The 15,440-nt window shown below is 73.7% G+C and carries 16 protein-coding genes; 6 read left to right on the top strand and 10 right to left on the bottom strand.

The annotated features are described in order from the left end of the window. The 7 genes from ABD52_RS13825 to ABD52_RS13795 all read right to left on the bottom strand — a co-directional run. On the bottom strand, positions 1–829 hold an 829-nt coding region (locus tag ABD52_RS13825), incomplete at its 3' end, for a carboxyl transferase domain-containing protein (protein ID WP_047892079.1). Further along, positions 826–1,965, bottom strand: a complete 1,140-nt coding sequence (locus ABD52_RS13820; protein WP_013474978.1) for an acyl-CoA dehydrogenase family protein — start codon at positions 1,963–1,965, stop codon at positions 826–828. The genes ABD52_RS13820 and ABD52_RS13825, both read right to left, overlap by 4 nt. After that, entirely contained in the window at positions 1,962–3,638 is a 1,677-nt protein-coding gene (locus ABD52_RS13815; RefSeq protein ID WP_047892078.1) for an acyclic terpene utilization AtuA family protein, read from the bottom strand. The genes ABD52_RS13820 and ABD52_RS13815 overlap by 4 nt, the downstream gene beginning before the upstream one ends. Next, on the bottom strand, positions 3,635–4,429 hold the full coding sequence (locus ABD52_RS13810) for a TIGR03084 family metal-binding protein (protein ID WP_047892077.1): 795 nt from the start codon (positions 4,427–4,429) through the stop codon (positions 3,635–3,637). Before ABD52_RS13810 ends, ABD52_RS13815 begins: the two co-directional genes overlap by 4 nt. Before the next feature lie 33 nt (positions 4,430–4,462). Then, positions 4,463–5,074 carry a TetR/AcrR family transcriptional regulator gene (locus ABD52_RS13805; RefSeq protein WP_013289007.1) on the bottom strand — a complete coding sequence of 204 codons (612 nt, stop codon included), beginning with the start codon at positions 5,072–5,074 and terminating at the stop codon, positions 4,463–4,465. Positions 5,075–5,180: 106 nt separating this feature from the next. Continuing rightward, positions 5,181–5,924: a metallophosphoesterase gene (locus tag ABD52_RS13800; RefSeq protein ID WP_047892076.1), complete on the bottom strand. Its 744-nt coding sequence runs from the start codon at positions 5,922–5,924 to the stop codon at positions 5,181–5,183. 228 nt (positions 5,925–6,152) lie between these two features. After that, complete coding sequence (locus ABD52_RS13795) at positions 6,153–6,830, bottom strand: Crp/Fnr family transcriptional regulator (RefSeq protein ID WP_007466162.1); 678 nt, start codon at positions 6,828–6,830, stop codon at positions 6,153–6,155. Between the two features lie 219 nt (positions 6,831–7,049). On the opposite strand from ABD52_RS13795, the gene ABD52_RS13790 reads away from it, so the two are divergent. The 6 genes from ABD52_RS13790 to ABD52_RS13765 all read left to right on the top strand — a co-directional run bounded on the left by ABD52_RS13790 (position 7,050) and on the right by ABD52_RS13765 (position 12,514). After that, a complete protein-coding gene (locus ABD52_RS13790; RefSeq protein WP_047892081.1) occupies positions 7,050–7,775 on the top strand; it encodes an adenosylcobinamide amidohydrolase in 726 nt (241 codons plus the stop codon). 187 nt (positions 7,776–7,962) lie between these two features. Then, positions 7,963–9,102, top strand: coding sequence for a CapA family protein (locus ABD52_RS13785; protein WP_222947413.1), 1,140 nt, complete (start codon positions 7,963–7,965; stop codon positions 9,100–9,102). Between the two features lie 59 nt (positions 9,103–9,161). Continuing rightward, the gene (gene nth, locus ABD52_RS13780; RefSeq protein ID WP_047892075.1) at positions 9,162–9,941 is read left to right on the top strand and encodes an endonuclease III; all 780 of its coding nucleotides are present in this window, start codon (positions 9,162–9,164) and stop codon (positions 9,939–9,941) included. Next, entirely contained in the window at positions 9,941–10,570 is a 630-nt protein-coding gene (locus ABD52_RS13775; RefSeq protein WP_047892074.1) for a TlpA disulfide reductase family protein, read from the top strand. Before nth ends, ABD52_RS13775 begins: the two co-directional genes overlap by 1 nt. Further along, the gene (locus tag ABD52_RS13770; RefSeq protein ID WP_013474985.1) at positions 10,567–11,259 is read left to right on the top strand and encodes a CoA pyrophosphatase; all 693 of its coding nucleotides are present in this window, start codon (positions 10,567–10,569) and stop codon (positions 11,257–11,259) included. The genes ABD52_RS13775 and ABD52_RS13770 overlap by 4 nt, the downstream gene beginning before the upstream one ends. 76 nt (positions 11,260–11,335) lie before the next feature. Then, complete coding sequence (locus ABD52_RS13765) at positions 11,336–12,514, top strand: MarP family serine protease (RefSeq protein ID WP_013289000.1); 1,179 nt, start codon at positions 11,336–11,338, stop codon at positions 12,512–12,514. A 15-nt stretch (positions 12,515–12,529) separates the two neighbouring features. Here the strand turns inward: ABD52_RS13765 and ABD52_RS13760 are convergent, their stop codons facing one another. The 3 genes from ABD52_RS13760 to mycP are packed head-to-tail and all read right to left on the bottom strand — an operon-like array spanning position 12,530 to position 15,434. Continuing rightward, positions 12,530–13,255 (bottom strand): phosphatase PAP2 family protein, encoded by a 726-nt coding sequence (locus ABD52_RS13760; protein ID WP_030273753.1) that lies wholly within the window; start codon positions 13,253–13,255, stop codon positions 12,530–12,532. Between the two features lie 30 nt (positions 13,256–13,285). Then, the gene (locus tag ABD52_RS13755) at positions 13,286–14,080 is read right to left on the bottom strand and encodes a phosphatase PAP2 family protein (protein WP_047892073.1); all 795 of its coding nucleotides are present in this window, start codon (positions 14,078–14,080) and stop codon (positions 13,286–13,288) included. A gap of 40 nt (positions 14,081–14,120) precedes the next feature. Continuing rightward, entirely contained in the window at positions 14,121–15,434 is a 1,314-nt protein-coding gene (mycP, locus tag ABD52_RS13750; RefSeq protein ID WP_200905187.1) for a type VII secretion-associated serine protease mycosin, read from the bottom strand. Positions 15,435–15,440 lie beyond the last annotated feature (6 nt).

Raw genomic sequence — 15,440 nt, 5'->3', positions numbered from 1 at the left:
GGTGGGGGTTGCGCGGCGGGGGGCCGTGCTTGCGCCAGTTGAGCCGGCGGACGCACTGCCGGGCCAGCCGGATGCCGTCGCGCTCGTCCTCGGCGAGGAAGTCGGCCAGGCCGGACGTGGTGGCGTGCATCGCCGCGCCGCCGAGCGACTCGTCGTCGGTGACCTCGCCGGTGGCCATCTTCACCAGCGGCGGTCCGGCCAGGTAGACCTGCGAACGGTCGCGGATCATGACGGTGTAGTCCGACATGCCCGGCACGTATGCGCCACCTGCTGTGGCGTTGCCGAAGACCACGCTCACGGTCGGGATCCGCTGCGCGGACATCCGGGTCAGGTCGCGGAACACCCGGCCGCCGGGAATGAAGATCTCCGCCTGGGTGGGTAGGTCGGCGCCAGCCGACTCGACCAGGTTCACCATCGGCAGCCGGTTGGCCGCCGCGATCTCACCGGCCCGCCGGGTCTTCGCCAGTGACCACGGGTTGATCGCGCCGCCGCGTACCGTCGGGTCGTTCGCCACGATCAGGCACTCGACGCCCTCGACCACGCCGATGCCCGTCACGGTGCTGGCACCGACCGGGAAGTCCGTGCCGTACGCGGCCACCGACGACAACTCCAGGAACGGGCTGTCCGGGTCGAGCAGCAGCTCGATCCGCTCCCGGGGGAGCAGCTTGCCGCGACCGTGGTGCCGGGTCACGTACTTCTCGCCGCCACCGCCCCGGGCCTGGTCGAGCGCCTCCTCCAGCTCCGCCAGGCGTTCCAGCAGCGCCTCCCGGTTGGCGGTGAAGGCGGGCGCGGACGGGTCGATGGTGCTCTGCAGGACAGTCGTGCTCATAGGCCCATGCCCTTCGCGATGATCTCGTTCATGATCTCGGTGGTGCCGCCGCCGATGCCGAGCAGACGGGCGTCGCGGTAGTGCCGCTCCACCTCGGCGTCGCGCATGTAGCCGAAGCCGCCGTGCAGTTGCAGCGCCGCGTCGACCACCCAGTCGCAGGTGGCCACCGCCACGTTCTTCGCCATCGCCACCTCGGTCACCACCGGCTGCCCGGCGGCCACCCGCTCGGCGACGTCGTGCACGTACGCCCGCGCCGCGTCGGTGCGGCTGTGCATCTCGGCCAGCTTGTGCCGGACGACCTGGCGCCCGACGAGCGGCCGGCCGAACGTCTGGCGGTCCCGGCACCACTGCACGGCCAGGTCCACGCAGCGCTGCGCGGTCGCGTACGCCTGGGTGGCGAGCGACAGCCGCTCGTTGGCGAACTGCTGCATGATGGCGAGGAAGCCGGTGTCCTCCGGGCCGACCCGGTTCGTCACCGGCACCCGCACGTCGACGAAGGACAGCTCGGCGGTGTCCGAGCAGTGCCAGCCCAGCTTCTCCAGCCGCCGCCCCACCGTGAACCCGGGCGTGCCCTTGTCGATGACCAGCAGGCTGACCGAGCCCGAACCGGGGAACTCGGTGCAGACAGCAGTGGTGACGAAGTCGGCGCGGACCCCGCTGGTGATGTACGTCTTGGACCCGTTGACGACGTAGTGGTCACCGTCGCGGACCGCGCAGGTGCGGATGCCCGCCACGTCCGAGCCGCCGTCCGGTTCGGTGATCGCCAGCGCGCCGATCATCGTCCCGGCGAGCACGGGCCGCACGTACTTGTCGATCAGCCCTTCGTCCTGGGTCTCGACCATGTGCGGCAGCGCGATCCCGTGCGTGAACAACGCGGCGACCAGCCCGGACGACCCGCCCGAGCGGATGATCTCCTCGGTGACCACCATCGAGTCGAGCAGGTCGCCGCCGCTGCCGCCGACCGACTCCGGGAAGCCGATGCCGAGCAGGCCGATCTTGGCGGCGGTCTCGTGCAGCGACCGGGGTACCTCGCCCGCCCGCTCCCAGTCGGACAGGTGCGGCAGCACCTCCCGGGTCACGAACGAACGGGTCAGCTCGCGCAGTTGCCGGCGTTCCGGCGTGTCCACGATGGTCATGCCGGAACCTCCGTCGGAAGATCGACCACTCGCGAGCGCAGCAGCTCGCCGAGCGCCTTGGCCTGGGGGTCGAACCGGGTGGACGCGGCCACGCCCTGCCCCAGCAGCCCTCGGATCACGAAGTTGACAGCGCGCAGGTTCGGCAGCTCGTACCGCTCGACGGCCAGCGCCGCCGTCTCCGGCAGCAGCTCGGCCAGCCGCTCCACCGTCAGCCAGTCGCGCAGCCACGGCCAGGTCGCGTCGGTGCGGGCCCAGACGCCCAGGTTGGCGTCGCCACCCTTGTCGCCCGACCGCGCCCCGACCAGCTCACCGAGCGGCCCCCGCCGGGTGCCGTGCAAGGAAGGGCCCCTTGTTAACGCCTCGTGTTGTACAGGGGCCCCCTGCAAACCGCCCGTCACCGTCGGCGGCGCGATCGCCACCCGCTCCCCGGAGGGCAGCACCGCGACGTGCTCGACAGCGTCCTGCGCGATCGTGTCGGCGGTGAACACCCCGTACGGCGTCGCGTCGCCGGGCAGCGTGGTCAGCGTGCAGCCCGGGTAGGAGGCCAGCGCCAGCTCCACCGCCGCCGCCGAGAACGCCCGCCCGGCCCGCGACTTGTCACCGTCCCGCAGGTGTACGTGCAGCAGCGCGCTCGCCGCCTCGGTGTCGCCGGTGTCCGGGTGGTCGGTACGGGCCAGCGTGAACTCCAGCCCCTCCGTGCCGACCGACTCCTCGATCTGGCCCCGGACCAGTGCCGCCTTGGCCGGGATGTCCAGCCCGCACAGCACGAACGTCATCGAGTTGCGGAAGCCGCCCAGGTTGTTGACGCCCACCTTGAGCGTGGCCGGCGGGGGCGTGCCGCGCACCCCGGACACGCGTACCCGGTCCGGGCCCTCCTGCTCCAGCCGTACCGTGTCCAGCCGGGTCACCACGTCCGGCCCGAGGTAGTCCGGTCCGCCCACCTCGTACAGCAGCTGGGCGGTGACCGTCTCGACCGTCACCGCGCCGCCGGTGCCGGCGTGCTTGGTGAGCACCGACGAGCCGTCCGCGTGCAGTTCGGCGATCGGGAAGCCGGGCCGGTGCCCGCCGTCCGGCAACTCGGTGAAGAAGCTGAAGTTGCCGCCGGTGACCTGCGCGCCGCACTCGATCAGGTGTCCGGCGACAGTCGCGCCGGCCAGCGCGTCGAGGTCGTCGCGGGTCCACCCGAAGCGGGCGATCGCCGGGCCGACAGCCAGCGAGGCGTCGGTGACCCGCCCGGTGACCACCACGTCCGCGCCCGCGTCGAGGCAGGCCGCGATCCCGAACGCGCCCAGGTAGGCGTTCGCGGTCAGCGCGTCCGGCCGCTGGATCGCGTCGCCCTCGACGTACCCGACCCGGACCTGGAGGCCGAGCCGGTCGCCGAGTGACCGGATCGCGTCGGCCAGCCCCGCCGGGTTGAGGCCGCCCGCGTTGGTGACCAGCGTGACGCCGCGCTCCAGCGCGGTGCCGAGCACGTCCTCCGCCTGACGCAGGAACGTCTTGGCGTAGCCGAGCGACGGGTCGCGCATCCGGTCCCGGCCGAGGATGAGCATGGTCAGCTCGGCCAGGTAGTCACCGGTCAGCACGTCCAGCTCGCCGCCGTCGAGCATCTCCCGCCAGGCGGTGAAGCGGTCGCCGTAGAAGCCCGACGCGTTCCCGATCCGCAGCACGCTCATGAGGAGGTTCCGTTCGCCGGCTCGCGCTTGTCGCCGGGCGGCCCGGCGAACGCCTGGGCCACGTCCAGCCACTCGTCGGCCACCGGCCCGGTGGCGGTCAGGACCAGGTCCGCGCGGTGCCGGCGCTGCGTGACGAGCAGGCAGAAGTCGAGCGCCGGGCCGGTCACCCGGTCGGTCGCGTCGGCCGGTCCGAACTCCCACACCTCGCCGTCCGCGGGCGCGGTCAGCTCGACCCGCACCGGCGCCGTGGGCACGTCGCGGCCGTGGGCGGAGAAGCCGTGCCCGAGGGTACGGAAGCCGAGGTGCGCGATGTGCCGCAGGCGCGCGGTCGGAGTACGGCTGACGCCCAGCGCGTCTGCTACGTCCTCGCCGTGCGCCCACGTCTCCATCAGCCGTGCCGTGACCATCGACGTGGGCGACATGCTGGTGCCGTACCAGGGGATCTTCTGCCCGGCCGGTACGGCGGCGAGCGCCCCGGCGAGCGCCGACCGGCCGGCACGCCACCGGGCCAGCAGCGCGGGCGGTGGCGCCAGGAAGGACTCGGCACCGTCCTCGACCAGGCGCGACGGGTCCGGTGCGGCCATCACCGAGGCGAAGAACGCGGACTCGTCGGTGGCCGCCAGGTAGGCGACGTGGTCGGTCCATGCCAGGTGCGCGACCTGGTGCGCGACGGTCCAGCCCGGGGCCGGTGTCGGCCGCTCCCATCCTTCCGGCGGCAGGTCCGCGACGAGCGCGTCGAGCTGTTCGGACTCGGCGGCCAGATCCGCGAGCAGGGCTGTCAGGTCGACCATTGTGCCTCCGGGCGGGGGTGGGGCGTCAGGGGATCAGTGCCGCTCGCTCTCGGGGGTGAGCAGCGCGGCGAGCTGGCGTTTCCAGGTGTGCAGCAGGGCGGCGCGGCGGGGCGAGTCGTCGCTGAGCAGGTTGGCCACGCCGAGGCCGCGGAGCAGGTCGAGGGTGGCCTGCACCGACTCGCGTACGCCCGGCTTGCGCTCGTCCACACCGAGCAGCTCGACGGTGAGCCGGTGCATCTCGCGGCCGATCCGCGCCTCCAGCGGCACCAGCGCGGCGCGCAGCTCGGCGTCGGTACGCGCGGCCACCCACAGTTCCAGCGCGGCCACGAACAGCGGGCCGGTGAACGAGGCGGCGAGCAGGTCGACCACGCCGTCGAGCCGCTTCGGGCCGACCGGCAGGTGCGCCGCCTCGGCGCGCAGCTCGGCCGCCCGGCGCTCGGTCAGGTGCGTGACGGCGGCGGTCACCAGGGCGGCCTTGGTGGGGTAGTGGTGCAGCTGGGCGCCCCGGGAGACGCCGGCGTGGGCTGCCACCACTGTCGTCGTGGTGCCGGACCAGCCGTGCTCCACCAGGCACTCGACAGTCGCCTCCAGCAGCCGGGCCTGGGTGGCACGGCTGCGCTCCTGCTGCGGAACTCGGCTCGACACGCAGACAGCGTGCCCCGCCCAAAACAAACAGTCAAGCCTGACTTTTTCTGAAAGGAGGGGGCCCTTGTTAACGCCTGCGGTAGAGGAAGGGCCCCTTGTTAACGCCTCAGCGGCCGTCGCGCGGAGCGAAGACCGTGAGCGCGTCGGCGTCGGAGTGGCGGGAGCGGACGTACTCGTCGGCCCAGGCCGCCGCATCAGGGAACGTGGACTCGGCGGCGACCCGGGCACAGGCGGCGTCCACGTCGAAGCGGGTCCGGCGCAACTGCACGCCCGGGCCGAGCAGCGCCCACCAGGCACCGGCGCCCCCGTACGGCATGCCGACGCTGCCCGGGTTCACCACCAGGCGGCGATCGGCCAGCCGGGTGAACGGCATGTGCGTGTGTCCGCAGACCACCGTGCCGATCTCGGCCGGCAGGCCGGCGAAGACCTCGGCCCAGCGGTCGAGCCGCGAGTCCACGAGTACGACCTCCTCGTCGTCGCGCGGGGTGGCGTGGCAGAACAGCACGTCGCCCAGACCGGTGACCGGCAGCGTGACGTACGGCGGCAGCGCCGCCAGCCGGGCCACCTGGTCGTCGCGGAGCTGCCCGGCGGCCCAGTTCGAGACGGCGATCGGGGAGGACCTGCCGGCCCGCGCCTGCACCAGCTCCCGGTCGGCGTTCCCGCCGACCCAGCAGGCCCGGTCACCGAGCGCGGCCAGCCGGTCCAGCACCTCGACCGGCTGCGGACCGGCCGCCAGGTCACCGGTGAGGACGATCAGGTCGGCGGCTGCCACGTCCGGCTCGGCCAGCACTGCTTCCAGCGCGGGCAGCACACCGTGGATGTCGGAGAGGACGGCGACGCGATCAGGCATCGTCCCAGCCTGGCGACCCCGTTGCGGGAGCACCAAGCGATTCTGCGGCGGGCAGAGCCGGCGCTGGCCGTCCCGCGCCCTGACGGCACCGGCCCGCTCAGAGGCGGCAACGGCCCCGGCTTGGGCAGAGACGGCATCGGCCCGGCCTGCGCAGAAGACGGCAGCAGAAGACGGCATCGGCCCGGCTCCGCGCGGTGGCGGGCCGGGCCGGGAAGCCGGTACGGAGGGTCAGACCCGCGCGCGGCGAGCCAGGCGCTCCGGGTCGAGGATGATGATGCTCTTGCCGTCCAGCCGCAGCCAGCCGCGCGAGGCGAAGTCGGCCAGCGCCTTGTTGACGGTCTCCCGGGAGGCGCCGACCAGCTGGGCGATCTCCTCCTGGGTGAGGTCGTGCGTCACGCGCAGCACGCCGCCGTCGCGGGTGCCGAACCGGCCGGCCATCTGGAGCAGGTTCTTGGCGACCCGGCCCGGTACGTCGGTGAAGATCAGGTCGGCGAGCGAGTCGTTGGTCCGGCGCAGCCGGCGGGCGAGCACCCGCAGCAGCTGCTCGGCGATCTCGGGCCGGTTGTTCAGCCACGGCCGCAGCGCCTGCTTGCGCAGCCGGACCAGGCGGGTGTCGGTGACCGCCGTGGCCGTCGCCGTACGCGGACCGGGGTCGAAGAGCGACAGCTCACCGACCATGTCCGACGGGCCCATCACGGCGATCAGGTTCTGCCGGCCGTCCGCCGCGCGGCGACCCACCTTGATCTTGCCGGACAGGAGGATGTAGAGACTGTCGCCGGGCTCGCCCTCGTTGAACACGATCTCGCCCTTGCGGACCTCGATCGTCTCCATCTCCTTGGCGAGCGCCTCGGCAGCCTCCGGGTCGACACCCTGGAAGATCCCGCTGCGGGCCAGTACCTCGTCCATCGCGCACCTCCGCCTGCGCGTGCCGTCCGTCGGCCGGGTCTGCCGTCCGCTGATCCCTCGCGCGCCGCCAGTCTAGGCGCACATGAGCAGGAATCAGAGGTGCACCCCTGGAATCTTGATCGTTGGGCGTAACCCACCCGACCTGGGGAGCGGCTAAGATCCCGCCCCCGGCACGGGCCGGCGCCACCCGTTCCCACCTGTGATCGTAGGGTGACCGGCGTGCTGTGTGAGCCGTTCCTGACCAGCCGGTCCGAATCCGGGTGGGACATCCCGATGCTGGCCTGGCGGGCCGAGGCCCCGCTGCTGGCGGTCGGCTCCGCGCCGCTGGGCGGGGGGATCGGCGTCCGCCGGTGGGTGCTGAACGCGACGGTGCCCATGTCGTACGACCGGGACGACCCCGCCGCGCACCTGGCCGAGCTGGCGCACGGCCTCGACCTGGACGGCCCCGGGGTCGGGCTGCTGACCGGCGTGGACGTGAGCGAGGTGGTCCGCCGCACGGACGGCGGCGTCCGCGTCTGGGCGACTGTCGGCCTGGGCACGCCGGTCTGGGCCGCCGCCCCCGAGCCGGCCACCGTCGCCCCCGAGCCGTCCGCCGTGCCCGAGCCGGCGCCGTCGGCCGCGAGCGAGCCGGCCCGGCCCGCGCAGCACGTCGGCACCGTCAACATCGTCGTGTACGTCCCGGTGCGGCTCGGCGACGCTGCACTGGTCAACGCCGTGGCCACCGCCACCGAGGCGAAGGCCCAGGCGATCTGGGAACTCGGACTGCCCGCCACGGGCACCCCCACCGACGCGGTGACGGTGCTCTGCCCGGCCGACGGCGATCCGGCCCTGTACGGCGGTCCCCGGTCGTCCTGGGGCGCACCGCTGGCGCGGGCCGTGCACGCTGCCGTGCGCTCCGGCGGCGCCGGGACCGTGGTGCCCTGGTCCGACCGGCGGGCGGGCTGACGTGGGCCCGGCACACGCGACACGCCGGGTTTTCCGACCGATCGGCCCTCGTCGCGGCGTTCCGGGGACGGTAGCGTCGCCGACGATGTACGCTTCCGCCCGCTCTGTGCCCCGTACCCTCCGCGCCGCCGTCGCCGGACCGCCAGCCGCCGTGCCCGGCCCGCGTCGTGCGGTGCTCGGCCGACGCCTGGCCGCGTTCGCCGCGCTCGTCGCCGTCCTGTTCGTCGCCGGCTGCGGCGGCGACGCCGGCGGGTCCGGCGGCGACCCCAGGTGGCAGACGGGACAGGGCGGCGGATCGACCGGCTCGGCCGGGCCGGCCACCGGTGACCAGCCGGCCGCGCCTGATGCGTCGAAGGAGCCGTCGATCTCGCTCACCGCGACCGGTGACGTGATCATGGGCAACGCGCCGGACCGGCTGCCCCCGAACGGCGGCAAGGGCTTCTTCGACGACGTGAAGTCGGCGCTCAAGGGCGACCTGGTGATGGGCAACCTGGAGGAGCCGCTCACCGACGACACCGGCGCCGGCAAGTGCGGCCCGGAGCCGAAGAACTGCTACCAGTTCCGCGCGCCGCCCGGCTATGCCGCACACCTGCGCTCGGCGGGGTTCCAGCTGCTCAACCAGGCCAACAACCACGGCTACGACTACGGCCGCCAAGGCTACGAGAACACCCAGTCGGCGCTGGAGGCGCACGGGCTCAAGCACACCGGCGCGCCGGGCGAGATCACCGTGGTGGACGTCAAGGGCATCAAGGTCGCCGTGGTGGGCTTCTCGTCGTACCCCTGGTCCAACAGCCTGGTCGACCTGAACGCCGCCAAGCAGGTGGTCGAGATGGCCAAGGAGCAGGCCCAGATCGTGGTGGTGCAGGTGCACATGGGCGCCGAGGGGGCGGACAAGACCCGGGTGAAGCCGGGCACCGAGATGTTCTTCGGCGAGAACCGCGGCGACCCGATCCGCTTCTCCCGGACCGTCATCGACGCCGGCGCCGACCTGGTCATCGGGCACGGCCCGCACGTGCTGCGCGGGATGGAGTTCTACAAGGGGCGGCTGATCGCGTACAGCCTCGGCAACTTCGCCGGTGGCGGGAAGTCGCTGAACAGCTCCGGCCGGCTCGGCTGGGGCGGCGTGCTCAAGGTGTCGCTCACCGCCGACGGGACGTTCGCCGGTGGCACGTTCACCTCCACCGTGATGAACGGCGTGGGCCGTCCCTCGGTGGACCGGCAGAACCGCGGCCTCGGACTGGTCCGTGACCTGAACCGTTCCGACTTCCCGGACACCGGCGCGAAGCTCGACGGGACCGGCAAGATCACCGCACCGGCGGGTGGCTGAGCGCACGCCCGCCGCGCCGAGCTGCCGGAGCGTCGGCCCCGCGACGTAGGCTGGCCGACGTGACCACGCGCTCCCCCGAGACCGACCTCGGTCGTACGCGCCGCGCCCGGCGCATCGGCCGCGTGCTGACCGAGACGCACCCCGACGCGCACTGTGAACTCGACCACGCCAACGCGCTGGAGCTCGCAGTGGCGACGATCCTGTCCGCCCAGTGCACCGACAAGAAGGTCAACGAGGTCACGCCGAAGCTGTTCGCCCGCTACCGCACCGCCGCCGACTACGCCGCAGCGGACCGCGCCGAGCTGGAGGAGCTGATCCGGCCCACCGGGTTCTACCGCAACAAGACCATCTCCCTGATCAACCTCGGGCGGGCGCTCTGCGAGCGGTACGACGGCGAGGTGCCCGGGCGGCTCGACGACCTGGTGACCCTGCCGGGGATCGGCCGCAAGACCGCCAACGTCATCCTCGGCAACGCCTTCGGCGTCCCCGGCATCACCGTCGACACCCACTTCCAGCGGCTGGTGCACCGGTGGCAGCTCACCACCGAGACCGATCCGGTGAAGATCGAGCACGCGATCGGCGCGCTCTACCCCAAGCGCGACTGGACGATGCTGTCGCACCGGGTCATCTTCCACGGCCGCCGGGTCTGCCACGCCCGCAAGCCGGCCTGCGGCGCGTGCACGCTGGCGAAGCTGTGTCCCGCGTACGGCACCGGGCCGACCGAGCCGGCCGCCGCGGCCAAGCTGCTCAAGGGCCCCCGCGCCCGTGACCTGGCGGTGGCCGTCGGCCTCGATCCCGACCTGGTGCCGCAGCAGGCGGCAGCGGCGGACGTGCCGTGATGCGCCGGCTCGCGTACCTTCTCGTCCCGCTGCTGCTGGCGACGGCGGGCTGTACCGCCACCGCCGAGGAGCCGGAACGTCCCGCGCCGGCGACCCGGGCCGAGCGCCCCTCGCCGTTCGCCGACTGCGCCCCGCTGACCGTCGCGCCCGCCGCCGCGTCCCCGACGTCCGCCGGGAAGGCCGCGTCCCCGACGCTTGCAGGGAAGGCCGGGGACCAGCTCCCCGACCTGACGCTCAACTGCTTTACCGGCGGCGCGCCGGTGAACCTGCGCGACGTCAAGGGCCCGGCGGTGATCAACGTGTGGGCCTCCTGGTGCCCGCCGTGCCGCAAGGAGCTGCCCGCGTTCCAGCGGCTCAGCGAGCGGGCCGACGGCCGGTTCCAGGTGATCGGCGTGAACAGCCGGGACAGCCGCGGCGGCGCGCAGTCCATCGGCGAGGACTACGGCGTCGACTTCCCGATGCTGCTCGACCAGGGCGACGCGTTTCAGCGCGCGCTCGAACGCAACGCGTTCCCGCTCACAGTGCTCGTCGACGCCGACGGCCGGATCCGGCACACCGACGCGACCGGCGCGCTCGACGACGCCCGCCTCGCCGCGCTGCTCGAACGTCACCTCGGGGTGCGGGTATGACCCGACGGCCGCCGCTGTGGTTCGACCCGCTGCTGGGCCGGCTCGGCACCGCGCGGGCGGAGGACTTCACCCGCATCGTCACGCCGTCCAGCGGCGGCCGGGAGAGCGCCGTGCTGGTGCTGCTCGGCGAGGAGCCCGGCGCCGGGCCGGACGTGCTCGTCCTCCAGCGCGCCGCGACGCTGCGCAACCACGCCGGGCAGCCGGCCTTCCCGGGCGGGGCGGCCGACCCGGAGGACGCCGACGCCCGCGCCACCGCGCTGCGCGAGGCGAACGAGGAGGTCGGCCTCGACCCCGGCAGCGTCACAGTGCTCGCCGAGCTGCCCCGGCTCTGGATCCCGGTCAGCGACTTCGTGGTCACCCCGGTGCTCGCCTGGTGGCACGACCCGCACCCGGTGCACCCGCGTGAGCCGGCCGAGGTCGCGCACGTGGCCCGGCTGCCGGTCACCGAGCTGGTCGACCCGGACAACCGCATGCGGGTACGCCACCCGAGCGGCTGGATCGGTCCCGCCTTCTCCGCACGCGGCATGCTCGTCTGGGGCTTCACCGCAGGCGTGATCGACCGGCTGCTGGAGATGGGCGGCTGGTCCCGGCCCTGGCCGCACTCGCGTGTGGTGGACCTGCCGCCCGTGGACGCCACGCCCGCTCCGTCGGCGGGCACCGAGGCGGCCGACGAGAGCCCGGTGCGGTGATCACCCGTACGCATCCCCGGGTCACGTTCCGCGAGCGCTGAGCCGAGCACGGGCCCCGTGCCCGTACCCTTGGGGCGTGTCCGCCGTGGATCTCGTCCTTCTTCTGCTCATGCTCGTGTTCGCGATCAGCGGATACCGTCAGGGTTTCGTCATCGGAGCCCTGTCGTTCTCCGGCTTCTTCCTCGGAGCGCTGCTCGGCCTCCAGGTCGGGCCGCTGATCGCGCAGCAGTTCGCGGCGAGCGGCACACGCGTGCTGATCTCCCTGGTGGCGATCTTCGGGCTAGCGGTGCTGGGGCAGGCGCTGGCGGGCTGGCTCGGCTCGAACCTGCGGGCCGCCATCACCGGCCCGGCCGGCCGGAAGATCGACGACGTCGGCGGCGCGTTCATCTCGGTCATCGCGGTCATGCTCGTGGCGTGGCTGGTCGCCGTGCCGCTCGGCTCCTCCTCGGTGCCGTGGCTGGCCTCCTCGGTCCGCAACAGCGCGCTGCTCACCGTCGTCGACCAGGTGCTGCCGGACAAGGCGCAGGACCTGTCCACAGCGCTGCGCGACACGGTCGACACCAACGGCTTCCCGGACGTGTTCGGCGACCTCGCGCCGACCCGGGCCCGGCAGGTGGCACCGCCCGACCCGGCGCTCGCCAACTCCCAGGTGGTGCAGAACAGCAGGCGGTCGGTGGTGAAGGTGCTCGGCTCCGCGCCGAGCTGCTCGCGCCGCATCGAGGGCTCCGGTTTCGTGTACGCCGACGACCGGGTGATGACCAACGCGCACGTGGTGGCCGGCACCCGCTCGGTGGCTGTGGAACTGCGCGGCGAGCGGTACGACGGCGAGGTCGTCGTCTACGACCCGGACCGGGATCTGGCGGTGCTCTACGTACCGGGGCTGCCCGGCCCGTCGCTGCGTTTCGCTGCCGGCCCGGCCGCCACCGGCGCTGACGCGATCGTGCTCGGCTTCCCGCTCGACGGCCCGTACGACGCCCGCCCGGCCCGGATCCGGGACGTCGACCGGATCACCGGCCCGGACATCTACTCGGCCGGTGACGTCAACCGGGAGATCTACACGATCCGGGCGCTGGTGCGCAGCGGCAACTCCGGCGGCCCGCTGGTCTCCTCGAACGGTCTGGTGCTCGGCGTGATCTTCGCGGCGGCGGCGGACGACCCGAACACCGGTTTCGCGGTGACCGCCGCCGAGGCGCGACCGGTGGCGCTCGCGGGCGCGGAGCGTACCCGGGGAGTGGCGACCGGCGACTGCACCTGAGCCGGCCGGCGGCGCTCAGCCACCCGCCGGTGCTCCCGCCGGTGTCGCCTCGTCGCCCGAGCGGGACAGCGGCAGCCGGGCGCGGCCCCAGGTGAGCGTGCGGTCGAGTACCGCCCGCGCCATGATCGCCACGCAGGCGCCGCCGTTGAGGAACGAGGCGACCACGTCGCTCGGGTGGTGCATGCCCCGGTACATCCGGGTGAGCGCCACGCCGATCGGCACCAGCACCAGCAGCGTCCACCAGCCGACCTTGGCCGGGGTGCTGCGCGCCCGCAGCGCCAGCAGCACCGCGAGACCGACGTAGAGCGCCGTGGCCGCCGAGGTGTGCCCGGACGGGAAGCTGGACGTGGGCGGGGAGGCGTCCATGTGCGCGACGGCCGGGCGGTTCCGGTCGATGGCCATGGTGGTGAACAGGAAGATCAGCGCCTGCGCGGTCACCGCCGCGCACAGGAACAGCGGCTCCCGCCAGCGGTGCAGCACCAGCCGCAGCACCAGCGCCGCCAGCACCGTCACCACGACGATCATCTGGGTGCTGGCCAGCGTGCTGAACACCAGCGAGACGTCGTTCCACCCCGGCGTCCGGTCGCCGGCCAGCTCACGGTTGACCGTGTCCTCCACGGTGAACGGCCAGGTACGGGCCAGCACCCGGGTCACCAGCAGGCCCAGGCCCACCATCAGCGCGAAGAGCAGGGCCAGCGGCAGCAGGACACGCCGGGTGACTCGGATCACGACATCGGACATGGGCACGCCTGTACCCCGGCGCGGGTCCGGTTACGCCCGGCCGCCCTCCGGCCGCTGGTCGGCCAGCTCCGGCTCGACCCCCTCACGGAGCGCACGGGCGGACGGCCGCCCGGATCCGCTGCGCCAGGTGGCGAAGCCGGCCGCTGTCGCGGCCACCACCGCCGCCCCGAGCACCCAGCCGCCCACCACGTCGCTGGTCCAGTGCACGCCCAGCGCGATCCGGCTGAGCCCGGTCACCACTGCGACCAGCACGGCGGCGGTCCACAGCGCGACCCGGCCCCGGCGGCTGTCCCGCACGAACGGCAGGAACACCAGCAGCAGCACACCCGCCGCCAGCGTGGCGTTGAGCGCGTGACCGGACGGAAACGAGTAACCGGCGGCCCGGGCCACCGGGTCGAGCAGATCCGGCCGGTCCCGGCCGACGAGCAGCTTGAGCAGCGCGCCGAGCAGCCCGCCGGCGGCCATTGTGACGACCACCCAGATCGCGAGCCGGGGCGCGCCGCGCCGGACCAGCCAGACCACCACAACGACCGCGGCCACCCGCAGCGGCCCGGGCCCGAACACGTGCGTCCAGACCGTCATCACACCGACCCAGACGGAATGGTCCTGTGCGTACCCGTGGAACGCGTCGGCGATCGAGGCGTCCAGCCGCAGCAGAGGCGGCCACGCGCCGAGCACCAGCAGTGCGATCAGGGCGAACGGCACCAGCACCAGGAACGCCGCGACCGCGGCCAGGGTGAGCCGCAGGCCCAGCGAGTGCTCGGGGTCGAGGCGGCGGCTCCGCCACGACCGCTGCCGCGTGACAGTGGCCCCGGTGGTGTCCATGGGGCTCTCCCTACCCATCCGAGGGCGGGATCAGACCGGTTCAGCGACGGGTCTGCCGGAACCGGCGAACCATCAACGCGGTGCCGGTGACGAGTGCGACGAACAGGGCCAGGCCGGTCCAGAGCCGTTCCGGGGCGGAGGCGTCCGTCTGGCCCGCCGGCCGGGCGTTCCAGCCCTCCGAGGAACGCCCCAGCGGGTCACCGCCCCGGCCCGCCGCGGCGGCCCGGGTGTCCCGCGTGTCGCCGGGCGCCGGCCCGAAGCCCACCACGCCGGGGGAGCCGTTGTCGTCGAGCGGGTTGTGGCCCACCGCCGGGACGTCGGCGGTGAGCGCGGCCACCGGATCGACAAGGCCGTAGCCGAACCGGTCGTCCCGGCCGGTCGGGCCGAGATCCCGGGCGGTGGCGATCAGCCGGTTCACCACGTCCCCGGCTGACATCTTCGGATACCGCGCGCGGACCAGGGCAGCCGTCGCAGCGACGAGCGGCGCGGCGAAGCTCGTACCCTGCACCCGCCAGTAGCCCTCCGGCCGGGCGCCGTAGAGCCCGGTGGCCGGGGCGCTGAGCACCGTCTCGTGACCCGTGATCGAGCCGGACCAGAGGTTCTCGCTGGTCCGCTCCAGCCCGGCGACCGCGAGCACACCCGGTTCCCGGGCCGGGTACCAGACCTCGGTGGTCGTCGAGGTGGCCAGATTGCCGGTGCAGGCCACCACCACCACGTCCCGGGCGAACGCGTAGTCGAGCGCCGCGGCCAGGGCCGGGTTGTCGCTGCCGCCGCCGAGCGACAGGTTGACCACCCGGGCGCCGTTGTCGACCGCCCAGCGCACCGCCTTGGCGATGATCAGCGCGTCGTCGTAGCGGTTCTCGGCGTCGAGGACCCGGACCGGAAGGATCTTGGCGTCCGGCGCGAGCCCCAGCACGCCCCGGTCGTCGTCGGCCCGCCCGGCGATAAGCCCGGCCACCGTGGTGCCGTGCCCCACCGGGTCCGGGCCGTCCGAGCCGTCCGGCGTAACCAGATCGAGGCCGGGCAGCACCTGGCCCGCCAGGTCGGGGTGGGTGCCGTCCACACCGGAGTCGATCACCGCGACCACCACGCCGCGCCCGGTCGAGGTGCGCCACGCGGTCTTCGCCCGCAACTCCTCCAGCTGCCACTGCTCGTCGCGTACCTGATCGGTGCGCAGCAGGCGGTCGGGGGACACCCAGGGACGCGCCACTGTGGCCGGGGCGGCGGGCGCGGCGTGGGCCGGCGGCGCCAGCGGACCGGCGACGGTGGCCAGCGCCGACACGGCGGCGAGCAGCGCGCGTCCGGCGCGACGCCGGGGCGGCCCACCGGGCGGTCCCTGCCGATCCCCTGTCACATTCCC

The organism is Micromonospora sp. RV43, assembly GCF_001029515.1.
GTDB classification, from domain to species: domain Bacteria; phylum Actinomycetota; class Actinomycetes; order Mycobacteriales; family Micromonosporaceae; genus Micromonospora; species Micromonospora aurantiaca.
The sequence above is the reverse complement of the archived record's forward strand: the minus strand, read 5'-3'. Positions and strand labels throughout refer to the sequence as shown.

What these genes read in the sequence shown, in the direction of transcription:
- ABD52_RS13820 (WP_013474978.1), bottom strand. Translation starts at nt 1,965, where the DNA reads ATGACCATCGTGGACACGCCGGAACGCCGGCAACTGCGCGAGCTGACC.
- ABD52_RS13815 (WP_047892078.1), bottom strand. Translation starts at nt 3,638, where the DNA reads ATGAGCGTGCTGCGGATCGGGAACGCGTCGGGCTTCTACGGCGACCGC.
- ABD52_RS13810 (WP_047892077.1), bottom strand. Translation starts at nt 4,429, where the DNA reads ATGGTCGACCTGACAGCCCTGCTCGCGGATCTGGCCGCCGAGTCCGAA.
- ABD52_RS13800 (WP_047892076.1), bottom strand. Translation starts at nt 5,924, where the DNA reads ATGCCTGATCGCGTCGCCGTCCTCTCCGACATCCACGGTGTGCTGCCC.
- ABD52_RS13795 (WP_007466162.1), bottom strand. Translation starts at nt 6,830, where the DNA reads ATGGACGAGGTACTGGCCCGCAGCGGGATCTTCCAGGGTGTCGACCCG.
- ABD52_RS13775 (WP_047892074.1), top strand. Translation starts at nt 9,941, where the DNA reads ATGCGCCGGCTCGCGTACCTTCTCGTCCCGCTGCTGCTGGCGACGGCG.
- ABD52_RS13770 (WP_013474985.1), top strand. Translation starts at nt 10,567, where the DNA reads ATGACCCGACGGCCGCCGCTGTGGTTCGACCCGCTGCTGGGCCGGCTC.
- ABD52_RS13760 (WP_030273753.1), bottom strand. Translation starts at nt 13,255, where the DNA reads ATGTCCGATGTCGTGATCCGAGTCACCCGGCGTGTCCTGCTGCCGCTG.
- ABD52_RS13755 (WP_047892073.1), bottom strand. Translation starts at nt 14,080, where the DNA reads ATGGACACCACCGGGGCCACTGTCACGCGGCAGCGGTCGTGGCGGAGC.